The 14,032-nt window shown below is 63.7% G+C and carries 11 protein-coding genes; all 11 read right to left on the reverse strand.

Features of this window, described 5'->3' with window-relative positions; translation table 11 throughout:
• Positions 1–14: 14 nt before the first annotated feature.
• Positions 15–227: a cold-shock protein gene (locus AC2CQI_RS25785; protein ID WP_010220199.1), complete on the reverse strand. Its 213-nt coding sequence runs from the start codon at positions 225–227 to the stop codon at positions 15–17.
• Positions 228–583: 356 nt separating this feature from the next.
• Positions 584–1,708: a glycine cleavage system aminomethyltransferase GcvT gene (gene gcvT / locus AC2CQI_RS25790; RefSeq protein WP_075806648.1), complete on the reverse strand. Its 1,125-nt coding sequence runs from the start codon at positions 1,706–1,708 to the stop codon at positions 584–586.
• Between the two features lie 27 nt (positions 1,709–1,735).
• Positions 1,736–3,112 (reverse strand): L-serine ammonia-lyase, encoded by a 1,377-nt coding sequence (locus AC2CQI_RS25795; protein ID WP_075806649.1) that lies wholly within the window; start codon positions 3,110–3,112, stop codon positions 1,736–1,738.
• 139 nt (positions 3,113–3,251) lie between these two features.
• Entirely contained in the window at positions 3,252–6,107 is a 2,856-nt protein-coding gene (gcvP, locus tag AC2CQI_RS25800) for an aminomethyl-transferring glycine dehydrogenase (RefSeq protein ID WP_075806650.1), read from the reverse strand.
• Positions 6,108–6,117: 10 nt separating this feature from the next.
• Entirely contained in the window at positions 6,118–6,501 is a 384-nt protein-coding gene (gcvH, locus tag AC2CQI_RS25805) for a glycine cleavage system protein GcvH (RefSeq protein ID WP_075806651.1), read from the reverse strand.
• A gap of 288 nt (positions 6,502–6,789) precedes the next feature.
• Positions 6,790–8,298 (reverse strand): sigma-54-dependent transcriptional regulator, encoded by a 1,509-nt coding sequence (locus AC2CQI_RS25810; protein ID WP_075806652.1) that lies wholly within the window; start codon positions 8,296–8,298, stop codon positions 6,790–6,792.
• Positions 8,299–8,393: 95 nt separating this feature from the next.
• A complete protein-coding gene (locus AC2CQI_RS25815) occupies positions 8,394–8,756 on the reverse strand; it encodes a DUF5064 family protein (protein WP_075806653.1) in 363 nt (120 codons plus the stop codon).
• 57 nt (positions 8,757–8,813) lie between these two features.
• Complete coding sequence (gene arcC / locus AC2CQI_RS25820; protein WP_075806654.1) at positions 8,814–9,743, reverse strand: carbamate kinase; 930 nt, start codon at positions 9,741–9,743, stop codon at positions 8,814–8,816.
• Positions 9,744–9,856: 113 nt separating this feature from the next.
• Positions 9,857–10,867 carry an ornithine carbamoyltransferase gene (locus AC2CQI_RS25825; protein ID WP_484578288.1) on the reverse strand — a complete coding sequence of 337 codons (1,011 nt, stop codon included), beginning with the start codon at positions 10,865–10,867 and terminating at the stop codon, positions 9,857–9,859.
• A gap of 69 nt (positions 10,868–10,936) precedes the next feature.
• Positions 10,937–12,193, reverse strand: coding sequence for an arginine deiminase (arcA, locus tag AC2CQI_RS25830; RefSeq protein WP_075806656.1), 1,257 nt, complete (start codon positions 12,191–12,193; stop codon positions 10,937–10,939).
• A gap of 33 nt (positions 12,194–12,226) precedes the next feature.
• Positions 12,227–13,654, reverse strand: a complete 1,428-nt coding sequence (gene arcD / locus AC2CQI_RS25835) for an arginine-ornithine antiporter (protein ID WP_075806657.1) — start codon at positions 13,652–13,654, stop codon at positions 12,227–12,229.
• Positions 13,655–14,032: the final 378 nt, after the last annotated feature.

A 14,032-nucleotide genomic window follows, 5' to 3' on the forward strand; every position in this document is an offset into this window, starting at 1 on the left:
CGTATCGCGAAGACTTAGGCTTCAGCGATAACCTCATCAGCTTGCATGCCTTTCTGGCCTTGCACAGCGATGAAGGTCACTTTCTGGCCTTCTTTCAGGCTTTTGAAGCCGTTGCCCTGAATGGCGCGGAAGTGTACGAACAGATCCGGACCGCTCTCAGGAGTGATGAAACCGAAACCTTTCTCGTCGTTAAACCACTTGACGGTACCGCTCTGACGTTGAGACATGTCTTATTCCCTTTGAAACTCTGAATTGTGATTACAGTTTCTTTCATCGGTTTGTAATGAAAGAGCACTGGGCTGGGTTGCAGGAAAGTAAGAGACGTCGAACGGTTGTAGCGAATCTCAGCCTACTGTTCCAGGTCACTAACCACGCGACCCATGCAAACACAGTGCAATGACTCTACGCTAACTTCCGAGGGAAAAACAAGCCCTGGAGACCGCAGGTTTTAGGCTTTTTAGGCGGTTATCGGCAGTTCCTTAACACCCTTTTTTCGGGCGTTGCAGCGCGTCATGTTCGAAAGTTTGCCGGTGCGTTCGAAATCGAATATCCCGAACGCATCATGACACCTGTTGTCCTCGGCTTAGCCTCGGTAGTAGCGCTGAGCCACGAACGGCATCCGGGCGACCTTCATCGCCACCCGCTTGCCGCGCACTATGGCCCAGACCGGGGTGTCCAGTGCTGCGTGAGCGCTATCCAGATAGCCCATGGCAACCGGTGCGCCCAGGGTCGGACCGAAGCCGCCGCTGCACACCTGGCCGATTACGGTGCCGGCCTCGTCGACGATCTCCGCGCCTTCACGCACCGGGGTGCGTTCCTGCGGCAGCAGGCCGACGCGCTTGCGGGCGACGCCGGACTGCTGCTGGGCGAAGACCTGCGCCGCACCCGGGAATCCACCGGCTCGGGCACCATCGGCACGCCGTGGCTTGGACACGGCCCAGAGCAGGCTGGCCTCGACCGGGGTGGTTTCGGTGTTCATGTCATGGCCATACAGGCACAGGCCGGCTTCCAGGCGCAGCGAGTCGCGGGCACCCAGGCCGATGGCGGCCACTTCCGGTTCTTCCAGCAGGCGCCGGGCCAGGGCTTCGGCCTTGTGTGCCGGCACGGAAATCTCGTAGCCGTCCTCGCCGGTGTAGCCGGAACGGCTGACATAGCAGTCTTCGCCCAGCAACTGCACCGGCGCGAACTGCATGAAGGTCATCTTCGCCACCTGCGGCGCCAGGCGCTCCAGCACCCTCACCGCCGCCGGGCCCTGCAGGGCGAGCAGGGCACGTTCCTCGAACAGCGGCTCGATCTCGCACTGTCCGCCGATATGCTGGCGCAGATGGGCCAGGTCCTGCTCCTTGCAGGCAGCGTTGACCACCAGGAACAACTCGCCGTCACCCAGGTTGGCGACCATCAGGTCATCGAGGATGCCGCCCTGTTCGTTGGTGAACATGGCGTAGCGCTGCATGCCCACCGGCAGGTCGATGATGTCCACCGGCACCAGGGTTTCCAGGGCCTTGGCCGCTTCGGCGCCGCGCAGGCGGATCTGGCCCATGTGCGAGACATCGAACAGGCCGGCCTGCTCACGGGTATGCAGGTGTTCCTTCATCACCCCCAGCGGGTACTGCACCGGCATGTCGTAGCCGGCGAACGGCACCATGCGCGCGCCCAGTTCCAGGTGCAGGGCATGCAGCGGGGTTTTCAGCAGTGTTTCGGTGGACATGTAGGACTCCTGGGTTGCAAAGGGATGTCAGCATTCGATGATGTTGACGGCCAGACCGCCGCGGGCGGTCTCCTTGTATTTGCTTTTCATATCTGCGCCGGTCTGGCGCATGGTGCGGATGACCTTGTCGAGGGAGACGAAGTGCTGCCCGTCGCCGCGCAAGGCCATGCGTACCGCATTGATCGCCTTCACCGAGCCCATGGCATTGCGCTCGATGCAGGGCACCTGGACCAGACCGCCGATGGGGTCGCAGGTCAGGCCGAGGTTGTGTTCCATGCCGATTTCCGCGGCGTTCTCCACTTGCTGCACGCTGCCGCCCATGACTTCGCACAGGGCCCCGGCGGCCATCGAACAGGCCACGCCCACCTCGCCCTGGCAGCCGACTTCGGCACCGGAGATGGAGGCGTTTTCCTTGTAGAGGATGCCGATGGCCGCAGCGGTGAGCAGGAAGCGCACCACCCCGTCTTCGTTGGCGCCGGGGATAAAGCGCATGTAGTAGTGCAGGACGGCCGGGACGATCCCGGCGGCGCCGTTGGTCGGGGCGGTGACGACGCGTCCGCCGAAGGCGTTTTCTTCGTTCACCGCCAGGGCGTAGAGGTTGACCCAGTCGAGCACCGACAGGGCGTCGCGCAGGCTGGCTTCCGGGCTGGCGCAGAGCTGGCGGTACAGCGCTGCGGCACGGCGGCGGACCTTCAGGCCTCCAGGCAGGATGCCTTCGTTGCGACAGCCAGCGCTGACGCAGTCCTGCATCACCTGCCAGATCTTCAGCAGACCGGCACGGGTTTCGCTTTCCGGGCGCCAGGCGGCTTCGTTGGCCAGCATCACCTGGCTGATCGACAGGTGTTGTGCGCTGCAGTGGGCCAGCAGTTCCTTGGCGGTCTTGAACGGATAGGCCAGGGGCGTCTTGTCCTCGACGATACGGTTGGCCCCGGCGGCATCCTCGTCGACCACGAAACCGCCGCCCACCGAGTAGTACTCGCGGCTGCGCAGTTGCAGGCCGGCGCTGTCGAAGGCGCGGAAGATCATGCCGTTGGGGTGGTAGTCGAGGGGTTTGCGGATCATCGCCAGGTGTTGTTTTTCCTGGAAGTCGATGGGGTGCTCGCCGAGCAGGTCGAGACGGCCGCTGTCGCGGATCGCCTGCAGACGGGCGGGAATGCTCTTGGTGTCGACGCTGTCGGGGTGCTCGCCTTCCAGCCCGAGGAGCACGGCCTTGTCGCTGCCGTGGCCCTTGCCGGTGGCGCCGAGCGAGCCGTACAGCTCGACCTTGACGCTGTGGGTGGCGGCCAGCAGGCCGTCACGTCGCAGCCCCTCGGCGAAGCGCGCAGCCGCGCGCATCGGGCCGACGGTGTGGGAGCTGGAGGGGCCGATGCCGATCTTGAACAGGTCGAAGACGCTTAGTGACATCAGACTTCCTCCGGGTGTGGGATTTTGGGGCCGCTTTGCGGCCCTTCGCGGGCAAGCCACGCTCCTACAAGAACACCGCGTACCTCTGTAGGAGCGTGGCTTGCCCGCGAAGGACCGCAAAGCGGTCCCCGAATACACCTCAAACCTCCTGGTAACTCTCGATCGACGGGCAAGCGCACACCAGGTTGCGGTCACCGAACACGTTGTCGACCCGACCCACCGGCGGCCAGTACTTGCCTTCAACCAGCGATGGCAGCGGGTACACCGCCTGCTCGCGGCTATAAGCATGCGGCCATTCGCCCGCCAGTTCGGCCGCGGTGTGCGGGGCGTTCTTCAGCGGGTTGTCGTCCTTGTCCAGGCTGCCGTTCTCCACCGCGCGAATCTCTTCGCGGATGCGGATCATCGCTTCGCAGAAGCGGTCCAGTTCTTCCTTGGACTCGCTTTCGGTCGGTTCGATCATCAGGGTGCCGGCGACCGGGAAGGACATGGTCGGGGCATGGAAGCCGAAATCGATCAGGCGCTTGGCCACGTCGTCGACGCTGATGCCGCTGGTGTCCTTGAGCGGACGCAGGTCGAGGATGCATTCATGGGCAACCAGGCCGTTGCTGCCGGTGTACAGCACAGGATAGTGCTCTTCCAGGCGACGGGCGATGTAGTTGGCGTTGAGGATCGCCATCTGCGAGGCACGCTTGAGGCCGGCGCCACCCATCATGCGGATGTACATCCAGGTGATCGGCAGGATGCTGGCGCTGCCGAACGGCGCCGCACAGACCGCGCCCTGCTTGTTCTCCATGTGCGCGTGACCCGGCAGGAATGGCGCCAGGTGCGCCTTGACGCCGATCGGGCCGACGCCCGGGCCGCCACCGCCGTGAGGGATGCAGAAGGTCTTGTGCAGGTTCAGGTGCGAGACGTCGCCGCCGAACTTGCCCGGGGCGCAGAGGCCGACCATGGCATTCATGTTGGCGCCGTCGATGTACACCTGGCCGCCGTTGTCATGGATGATCGCGCAGATCTCGCCGATGGCTTCCTCGAACACGCCGTGGGTCGACGGGTAGGTGATCATCAGCGCGGCGAGGTGCTCGCGGTGCTCGATGGCCTTGGCCCGCAGGTCGTCGATGTCCACGTTGCCGCGGGCGTCACAGGCGGTCACCACCACGCGCATGCCGGCCATATGGGCGGTGGCCGGGTTGGTGCCGTGGGCCGAGGACGGAATCAGGCAGATATCGCGGCGCTCGTCGCCACGGCTCTGGTGGTAAGCGCGGATCGCCAGCAGGCCGGCGTACTCGCCCTGGGAGCCGGCGTTCGGCTGCAGCGACACGGCGTCGTAGCCGGTGGCGGCGCAGAGCATGGCTTCCAGTTCGGACGTCAGTTGCTGGTAGCCCTGGCTTTGTTCAGCCGGAGCGAAGGGGTGCAGGCTGCCGAATTCGGCCCAGGTCACGGGGATCATCTCGCTGGCAGCGTTGAGCTTCATGGTGCAGGAGCCCAGCGGGATCATGGTGCGATCCAGCGCCAGGTCCTTGTCGGCCAGGCGGCGCAGGTAGCGCATCAGCTCGGTTTCGCTGTGGTAGCGGTTGAACACCGGGTGCTCGAGGATCGCCGACTGGCGCAGCAGGGCCACCGGCAGTTGCGCGGCGGTGCTGGCGGCCAGGGCGGCGAAGTCCGGGGCGGTCTTGCCTTGGGCGAACAGTGCCCACAGCGCTTCGACATCGGCCTGGGTGCTGGTTTCGTCGAGGGACAGGCCCACGCGCTGGTCATCGATCTGGCGCAGGTTGAAGCCGGCGGCGCGGGCTTGTGCGTGCAGCTCGGCAGTGGCCGCGCCGGTCGCCAGGGTCAGGGTGTCGAAGAAGGCGCTGGTTTCCACGGTCACGCCCAGGCCGTTGAGGCCGGCGGCGAGGATCGCGGTCAGTTGGTGGGTGCGTGCAGCGATCTGCTTGAGGCCCTGCGGACCGTGGTAGACGGCGTACATGCTGGCGATATTGGCCAGCAGCACCTGGGCGGTGCAGATGTTGCTGGTGGCCTTCTCGCGGCGGATATGCTGCTCGCGGGTCTGCATGGCCAGGCGCAGGGCGGTCTTGCCGAAGCGGTCGATGGACACGCCGACCAGGCGGCCCGGCATATCACGCTTGAACGCATCGCGGGTGGAGAAGTAGGCCGCGTGCGGGCCGCCGAAGCCCAGCGGGACACCGAAGCGCTGGGCGCTGCCGATGGCCACGTCGGCGCCGAATTCGCCCGGCGGGGTCAGCAGGGTCAGGGCCAGCAGGTCGGCGGCGACCGCGACCAGGGCATTGGCAGCATGGAAGCGCTCGACCAGCTCGCGGTAGTCGAAGACTTCACCATGGCTCGCCGGGTATTGCAGTACGGCGCCGAAGAAGCGGCTGACATCGCTCAGTTCGCGCTCGTCGCCGACCACCACGTCGATGCCCAGCGGCTCGGCACGGGTACGCAGCACGTCGAGGGTTTGCGGGTGGCAATGCACGGAGGCGAAGAAGGCGTGGCTGCCCTTGTTCTTGCTCAGGCGCTTGCAGAAGGTCATGGCTTCGGCGACGGCGGTGGCTTCGTCGAGCAGCGAGGCGTTGGCGATCGGCAGGCCGGTGAGGTCGCTGACCAGGGTCTGGAAGTTCAGCAGGGCTTCCAGGCGACCCTGGGAAATCTCCGGCTGGTACGGGGTATAGGCGGTGTACCAGGCCGGGTTTTCCAGGAGGTTGCGCAGGATTGGCGCCGGGGTGTGGCAGTTGTAGTAGCCCTGGCCGATAACGCTTTTCAGCAGCTGGTTCTTGCCGGCGATGGCTTTCAGCGTGGCGAGGGCATCGGCCTCGCTCTGGCCCTGGCCCATGTCCAGCACGCTGGTGCCCTTGATGCTGTCGGGGATGACCGCGGCGCTCATGGCGTCCAGCGAGTCGAAGCCGAGGGTGGCGAGCATGGCCTGCTCATCGGCCTGGCGCGGGCCGATATGGCGGGCGATGAATTCGTTGGCGGTGCCGAGATTGATGGTCATGGCAGGTTCCTCAGGCGTCGGCGTTGGCTTTGATCAGGCGGTCGTAGGCGTCCTGGTCGAGCAGTTGCGCGACGGCGCCGGCGTCGGCCGGAACGAAGCGGAAGAACCAGCCTTCGCCCAGCGGGTCTTCGTTGACCAGTTCCGGGCTGTCTTCCAGTTGCGGATTGACCTCGACCACTTCACCGTCCAGCGGCATGTACACGCCGCTGGCGGCTTTCACCGATTCCACGGTGGAGGCTTCGGCGCCCTTGGCGTACGCCTGCAGCTCCGGCAGTTGCACATAGACCACGTCGCCCAGGGCGTTCTGCGCGAAGGCGGTGATGCCCACGGTCACACTGCCGTCGGCTTCGGCACGCAGCCACTCGTGATCTTCGGTAAAACGCAACTCGCTCATGGAAACTCCTCGAAGGCCGTCGTCGCGGCCGGATGCGGTAGTGGCCCGCCGGATGAACACGGCAGGCCGGGGCTGGAATCTCCATAGCAAGTTTGCGGCCATATCCGCGAAAGCCCCGTAAATCGGGAGTTTCACGGATATTTCCTGACCGTTTTCAGAAAATGGTGTAACGAAATCGCTACGTGCGGGGAGGGCGAAAAAAGCTTTGAGGGATCAACACCTTGCTACAGCGTTGTTACAAGAGGTTGTAGCGAAATCACTACGCTGTAGTGATTTCGCTACGCTTGCTCAGTTTTTCGCTGAAATTCCGTACTTGCGCAGGCGATGGGCGATCGCCGTATGGGAAGTCTGCAGGCGGCTGGCCAATTGGCGAGTCGAGGGGTAGTCGGCGTAGAGCTTTTCCAGCAGGTTCTTTTCGAAGTCCTCGACCGCCTGTTCCAGGCTGGCGACTTCGCCGTCGTGCCCACGGGCCACCGAGGTGCCGGCGATATCCAGGTCGCCGATATCCACCAGGCTGCTTTCGCTGATGGCGGCGGCGCGGAAGATCACGTTCTGTAACTGCCGCACATTGCCCGGCCAGCGGTTGCCGAGCAGGGCGGGGAAGGTATCCGGGGCCAGGCGGCACAGCGGGCGCTGGATCTGGGTGCAGGCCTGCTGCATGAAATAGCGCGCCAGCAGGAGGATGTCCTGGCCGCGTTCGCGCAGCGGCGGCACTTCCAGGTTGAGGACGTTGAGGCGGTAGAACAGGTCTTCGCGGAAGCTGCCTTCGGCGACCATCTTTTCCAGGTCGCGGTGGGTGGCGCTGAGGATCCGCACATTGACCTTGACCTCGCGGTCGCCGCCGACCCGGCGGAAGCTGCCGTCATTGAGAAAGCGCAGCAGCTTGGCCTGCAGGTACGGCGACATCTCACCGATCTCGTCGAGAAACACCGTGCCCTGGTTGGCCAGCTCCATCAGCCCCGGCTTGCCGCCGCGCTGCGCGCCGGTAAAGGCGCCAGGGGCGTAGCCGAACAGTTCGCTCTCGGCCAGGTTTTCCGGCAGCGCCGCGCAGTTGAGGGCGAGGAAGGGCGCAGCATGCCGGCTGCTGATGGCATGGCAGGCGCGGGCCACCAGTTCCTTGCCGGTGCCGGTCTCACCGTGGATCAGCAGCGGCGCATCGAGGGCCGCGACGCGCAGGGCGCGGCTTTTCAGGGTGCGGATCGCCGGGGACTCGCCTAGCAGGGCGTCGAAGCCTTCGGCGTGGTCGTGGTGCAGGGCCGACAGGCGCTCGCCGATGCGGTTTGGCGGGTACAGGGTGACCAGCGCGCCGGCATCGGTGATCGGTGTCGAGTCGAGCAACAACGTCTGGCCGTTGAGCACCACTTCGCGCATCGGCAGGTGGAAGCCCTGTTCGATCAGGGTGGCGAGCAGTTCCGGCGCGTCGAACAGCTCGGCGATGCTGCGCCCCGCCGGCTCCTGGCCGCACAGGGCGATCAGCGCCGGGTTGGCCAGCAACACGTTGCCGGCGCTGTCGAGGGCCAGCACCGGGTCGCTCATGGCGGCGAGCAGGGCATCCAGTTGCAGGTGGCGACGCTGCCCGGGAAGGATGTCGACCACGCGCACGGTCTGCACGCCATGCACGTTGAGCAGGGCGTCGTGGAGCTCCTCGAGGACGAAGGGGTTCAGCGTCGGCGCATCGATATAGACGTTCGGCGGCACCATCTCCACGGCGTCCAGGTTGAGGTTGCGCGCGCCCAGCAGGGCAAGCACTTCCTGGGTGATACCGACGCGGTCGATGAAGCTGACATGGATGCGCATGGGAGGGAGATGGGTTCACGGCTGGCGAAGCGTGCAAGTATGCCTTGCGGCTGCGTGGTGGTCGAATGGCTTGCCAGCAGTGAGGGCCTGGGGGGTTATTCCAGGTGGGCCGGATCGATCGGGTCGCCGGACTTCACATTCAGCTTGCTGCGGATGTCTTCGAACATCTCGTCGAAGTGCATCCGGTGCGCCGAGGTGGCCAAGGCCTTGACCGGCATGCCATGGGCCTGGGTGATGCGGTCGATGGAGCGGGCGAAGTCGAAGGCCTGGTCCTTGGCGAGAAAGAACTTCTCGTCCACCGGTTTTTCCTGGATGGTCCCGTGCAGGCGGAACTCGATGCCTTTTCCTTCCCTGGGATCCTGGGCCACGTCGTAATCGACGCAGTAGTTGTAGCTGTGGTCGTCCTTGTTCAGCGCATGGCGCTCGATATGCAGATGGCCTGGGGTGAACTGTGCCATGTGGTCTCCTTGTACGGTTGAAACAGGCGGGCCTGCCAGCAGGCCCGCCGAGGCGTTTCAACGATAGCTGAGGCCTGGGGATGCCGTGCTGACCCGGGTACCGGCGGTGCCTTTGACGATATCCTCGATATCGCTCAGCGAGCCGATCACCGCGACTTTGCCTGTGTGACGGGCGAAATCGCAAGCTGCTTGCACCTTCGGCCCCATGGAGCCGGCGGCAAAGCCCAGGCGCTCCAGTTCATCCGGATGGGCCTGGGCGATGGCTTTCTGGGTCGGCTTGTTGAAGTCGACATAGGCCGCGTTGACGTCGGTGGCGATCACCAGCAGGTCGGCCTCCAGCTGTTCGGCCAGGAGTGCCGAGCACAGGTCCTTGTCGATCACGGCCTCGATGCCCTGCAGCTTGCCGTCGGCACCATACATCGTTGGAATGCCGCCACCACCGGCACAGATCACGATACTGCTCTTTTCCAGCAGCCATTTGATCGGACGGATCTCGAAGATGCGCTTGGGTTTCGGGCTGGCGACCACGCGGCGGTATTTGTCGCCGTCGGGGGCGATGGCCCAGCCTTTCTCCTTCGCCAGGCGCTCGGCGTCTTCCTTGGAGTAGACCGGGCCGATGGGCTTGGTCGGGTTCTGGAAGGCCGGGTCCTTGGCGTCGACTTCGACCTGGGTGAGCAGGGTGGCGAAGGGCACCTCGAAGTCCAGCAGGTTGCCCAGTTCCTGTTCGATCATGTAGCCGATCATGCCTTCGGTCTCGGCACCGAGCACGTCCAGCGGGTAGGGGGTGACCGAGGTATAGGCCGCCGCCTGCAGCGACAGCAGGCCGACCTGCGGGCCATTGCCGTGGGCGATGACCAGCTGGTTGCCGGGATGGATCTTGGCGATCTGCTCGGTGGCGATGCGGATATTGGCGCGCTGATTGTCAGCGGTCATGGGCTCGCCACGGCGCAGCAGCGCGTTACCGCCTAGTGCTACAACGATACGCATGGGGAATGTCCTTCGAATCTCGTTGAACGGGAGGCCGCCATCGCTGGCAAGCCAGCTCCCACAGGGGACGGCGTACACCGGACCTGTGGGAGCTGGCTTGCCAGCGATTGGGGTTACAGATCAGCCAGGGTCGAAACCAGGATCGCCTTGATCGTGTGCATGCGGTTTTCCGCCTGCTCGAAGGCGATGCAGGCCGGCGACTCGAAGACGTCATCCGTCACTTCGATGCCATTGGCCAGGTGCGGATACTGCTCGGCGATCTGCTTGCCGACCTTGGTTTCCGAGTTGTGGAACGCCGGCAGGCAGTGCATGAACTTCGAGCGAGGGTTACCTGTGGCCTTCATCAGCTCGGCATTGACCTGGTACGGCAGCAGTTGCTGGATGCGCTCGCCCCAGGCTTCTACCGGTTCGCCCATGGACACCCAGACGTCGGTGTGCACGAAGTCCACGCCCTTGACCGCGGCTTTCGGGTCCTCGGTCAGGGTGATGCGCGCACCACTGTCTTCCGCGTATTTCTTGCAGCGCGCTACCAGATCGTCATGGGGCCACAGGGCCTTCGGTGCGGCGATGCGCACGTCCATGCCGAGCTTGGCGCCGATCAGCAGCAGCGAGTTGCCCATGTTGTTGCGCGCATCGCCCAGGTAGGCGTAGCTGATGTCGTGCAGCGGCTTGTCGGCGTGCTCGCGCATGGTCAGCACGTCGGCGATCATCTGGGTCGGGTGGTATTCGTCGGTCAGGCCGTTGAACACCGGGACCCCGGCGAACTTCGCCAGCTCTTCCACCACCTCCTGCTTGAAGCCGCGGTATTCGATGGCGTCGTACATGCGCCCGAGCACCCGGGCGGTGTCCTTCATGCTTTCCTTGTGGCCGATCTGCGAGGAGTTCGGATCGATGTAGGTGACGTTGGCGCCCTGGTCATAGGCCGCCACTTCGAAGGCGCAACGGGTGCGGGTCGAGGTTTTTTCGAAGATCAGGGCGATGTTGTTGCCCTTCAGGTGTTGCTGCTCGGTACCGGTGTACTTGGCGCGCTTGAGGTCGCGGGACAGGTCGAGCAGGTAGCGCAACTCGCGCTCGGAGTGGTGTTCGAGGCTGAGCAGGTTGCGGTTGTGGATGTTGAACGCCATTTGGATGCTCCTTGGATTCGGTGATCGAGCCCAGCAGGGCCGGGTAGGCCCTGCTGGGGTGATGGGCGTTTAGTAATCGATAGGGTCACGGACGATAGGGCAGGTCATGCAGTGGCCACCGCCGCGACCGCGGCCGAGTTCGCCGGCGCTGATGGTGATGACCTCCACGCCCGCCTTGCGCAGCAGGGTGTTGGTGTAGGTGTTGCGGTCGTAGCCAATGACCACGCCCGGTTCCAGGGCCACCACGTTGTTGCCGTCATCCCATTGCTCGCGCTCGGCAGCGAAGCTGTTGCCGCCGGTTTCCACCACGCGCAGGGCCTTCAGACCGAGCACGTCGGCGACCACTTCGAGGAACGACTTGTTCTCGCGGCGCACATCCATGCCGTAGGGCTTGCTGCTGTCCGGACGGATCACGAACGGCACGATCTCCTTCACCACTTCCGGGAAGATCGTTACCAGGTCGCGGTCGCAGAAGCTGAACACGGTGTCCAGGTGCATCGCCGCGCGGGATTTCGGCAGGCCGGCGACCACTACTTTCTCCACCGCGCCCTTGGCGAACAGCGACTGCGCCAGTTGGCCGATGGCCTGGCGGGACGAGCGTTCGCCCATGCCGATCAGCACCACGCCATTGCCGATCGGCATGACGTCGCCACCTTCCAGGGTGGCCTGGCCGTGGTCCTTGTCCGGGTCGCCGTACCAGACGTCGAAATCAGCGTTGGTGAACTCGGGGTGGAACTTGTAGATGGCGCTGGCCAGCAGGGTTTCCTGGCGTCGCGCCGGCCAGTACATCGGGTTCAGGGTCACGCCGCCGTAGATCCAGCAGGTGGTGTCGCGGGTGAACTGGGTGTTCGGCAGTGGCGGCAGCAGGAAGCTGGAGTGGCCCAGGTAGTCGCGGTACATCTTGATCACGCTGGCGCCTTCGCTGTCGGGCAGGTCCTCGCCGGCCACGCCGCCAATCAGGAATTCGGCCAGGTGGCGCGGCTCCAGGCCTTCGAGCCAGCTGCGCACTTCATTGGTCAGGCCGACGCCGACGGTGTCGGGGGTGATCTTGCGATCGAGGATCCACTTCAGCGCTTCGGGGTTCTGGATGGTCTCGGTCAGCAGGTTGTGCATTTCCAGGACTTCGACCCCGCGCTCGCGCATCTTGGTGACGAAGTCGAAGTGGTCGCGTTTGGCCTGGTTGACCCAGATGACGTCGTCGAACAGCAGTTCGTCGCAGTTGCTCGGGGTCAGGCGCTGGTGCGCGAGGCCCGGGGAGCAAACCATCACTTTGCGCAGTTTGCCCGCCTCGGAATGAACGCCGTACTTAACTTTATCCGTGGACATGATCATTTCCTCCAAAGGTGTGAAATACGGGGGTTACAGCGTAAGGAAGCCGTCATACAGGCCATAGGCCGCCACCAGGGCGCCGACGACCACGGCGGCGAATATCAACTTCTCCACGTGGGTAAAAACAGGTTGGCCGACCTCGCGCTTGGCCTTGGCGAACAGGATCGCGCCAGGGGCATAGAGCAGGGCGGAGAGCAGCAGGTACTTGACGCCACCGGCGTACAGCAGCCAGATCGCGTAGATCAGCGCGATGCCGCCGATGATCAGGTCTTTCTTGCGCTCGGCCAGGGCGTTCTCGTAGGTCTCGCTACGGAAGGCGAGGAGGAACGCGTAGGCCGCCGACCACAGGTAAGGCACCAGGATCATCGAGGTGGCGAGGTAGATCAGCGACAGGTAGGTGCTGGCCGAGAACAGGGTGATGATCAGGAAGATCTGCACCATGGCGTTGGTCAGCCACAGGGCGTTGGCCGGCACATGGTTGGCGTTCTCGCGGCGCAGGAACTCCGGCATGGTGTGGTCCTTGGCGGCGGCGAACATGATCTCCGCACACAGCAGTACCCACGACAGCAGGGCCCCCAGCAGCGAGATGATCAGGCCGACGCTGATCAGCACCGCGCCCCAGTGGCCGACCACGTGTTCGAGTACGGCAGCCATCGACGGGTTCTGCAGCTTGGCCAGTTCAGGCTGGGTCATGATGCCCAGCGACAGCACGTTGACCAGGACCAGGAACAGCAGCACGGTGATGAAACCGATGACCGTGGCCTTGCCGACGTCCGAGCGTTTTTCCGCGCGGGCCGAGAAGATGCTCGCGCCCTCGATGCCGATGAACACCCACACGGTGACCAGCATCATGTTGCGCACCTGGTTCATCACGCTGCCCAGGTCCGGGTTCATGCTGCCCCAGATGTCGGCGGTGAAGATGTCCAGCTTGAAGGCGAACAGGGCGATCAGCACGAACAGGGCCAGCGGCACCACCTTGGCCACGGTGGTGACCAGGTTGATGAAGGCCGCTTCCTTGATCCCGCGCAGCACCAGGAAGTGCACGGCCCAGAGCAGCACCGAGGCGCCGATCACCGCCGCCGGGGTATTACCCTCGCCGAAGATCGGGAAGAAGTAGCCGAGGGTGCTGAACAGCAGGACGAAGTAGCCAACGTTGCCGAGCCAGGCACTGATCCAGTAGCCCCAGGCCGACGAAAAGCCCATGTAATCACCGAACCCGGCCTTGGCGTAGGCATACACCCCGCCATCCAGATCGGGTTTGCGGTTGGCCAGGGTCTGGAAGACGAAGGCCAGGGTGAGCATGCCGACGGCGGTGATCGCCCAGCCGATCAGTACCGCGCCGACGTCGGCGCTGGCCGCCATGTTTTGCGGCAGAGAAAAGATCCCGCCACCAATCATCGATCCCACTACAAGTGCGACGAGCGCACCGAGTCGAAGTTTTCCGGAAGCCTCTGACATGGTTAAGCTCCATTTCAGAAAAGAGAGACTTGAAGGTAAAACGGATGTAATGAAGGGAAGCTGATACAGGTCAGTTCATTGCTACATTCCATTGTTAACAAATGACTGGAAGAGCTTGCGAAAGATCGGCTGTATGCCGCGCAGGCCTTGTAGAATGGTGCTTTGCGAGAAATGAGAGGGGTTCTCGAAAGCACCTGAGAACTTTGAAGCTAGTCCGTTTCAAGGTTTTCGCAAATTTTTCACGAAAAAATCCGGATTAGACTTGTCGAAGCGGAATTAGTGCACAAAACTCTGACAGGATTGTGCCGTTATTAGAGTTCTTTGTTATTAAATATAAAGGCTTATAACCTTCGATTTGCACCTCGTGAAGATCAGGAT

The organism is Pseudomonas sp. P2S-1, assembly GCF_057197725.1.

Excerpts from the sequence above, each read along its gene's own strand:
- arcC (WP_075806654.1), bottom strand. The coding sequence starts at position 9,743 with ATGCGTATCGTTGTAGCACTAGGCGGTAACGCGCTGCTGCGCCGTGGC.
- gcvH (WP_075806651.1), bottom strand. The coding sequence starts at position 6,501 with ATGAGCGAGTTGCGTTTTACCGAAGATCACGAGTGGCTGCGTGCCGAA.
- AC2CQI_RS25785 (WP_010220199.1), bottom strand. The coding sequence starts at position 227 with ATGTCTCAACGTCAGAGCGGTACCGTCAAGTGGTTTAACGACGAGAAA.
- arcD (WP_075806657.1), bottom strand. The coding sequence starts at position 13,654 with ATGTCAGAGGCTTCCGGAAAACTTCGACTCGGTGCGCTCGTCGCACTT.
- gcvP (WP_075806650.1), bottom strand. The coding sequence starts at position 6,107 with ATGACCATCAATCTCGGCACCGCCAACGAATTCATCGCCCGCCATATC.
- AC2CQI_RS25815 (WP_075806653.1), bottom strand. The coding sequence starts at position 8,756 with ATGGCACAGTTCACCCCAGGCCATCTGCATATCGAGCGCCATGCGCTG.
- AC2CQI_RS25825 (WP_484578288.1), bottom strand. The coding sequence starts at position 10,867 with ATGGCGTTCAACATCCACAACCGCAACCTGCTCAGCCTCGAACACCAC.
- AC2CQI_RS25795 (WP_075806649.1), bottom strand. The coding sequence starts at position 3,112 with ATGTCACTAAGCGTCTTCGACCTGTTCAAGATCGGCATCGGCCCCTCC.
- arcA (WP_075806656.1), bottom strand. The coding sequence starts at position 12,193 with ATGTCCACGGATAAAGTTAAGTACGGCGTTCATTCCGAGGCGGGCAAA.
- AC2CQI_RS25810 (WP_075806652.1), bottom strand. The coding sequence starts at position 8,298 with ATGCGCATCCATGTCAGCTTCATCGACCGCGTCGGTATCACCCAGGAA.
- gcvT (WP_075806648.1), bottom strand. The coding sequence starts at position 1,708 with ATGTCCACCGAAACACTGCTGAAAACCCCGCTGCATGCCCTGCACCTG.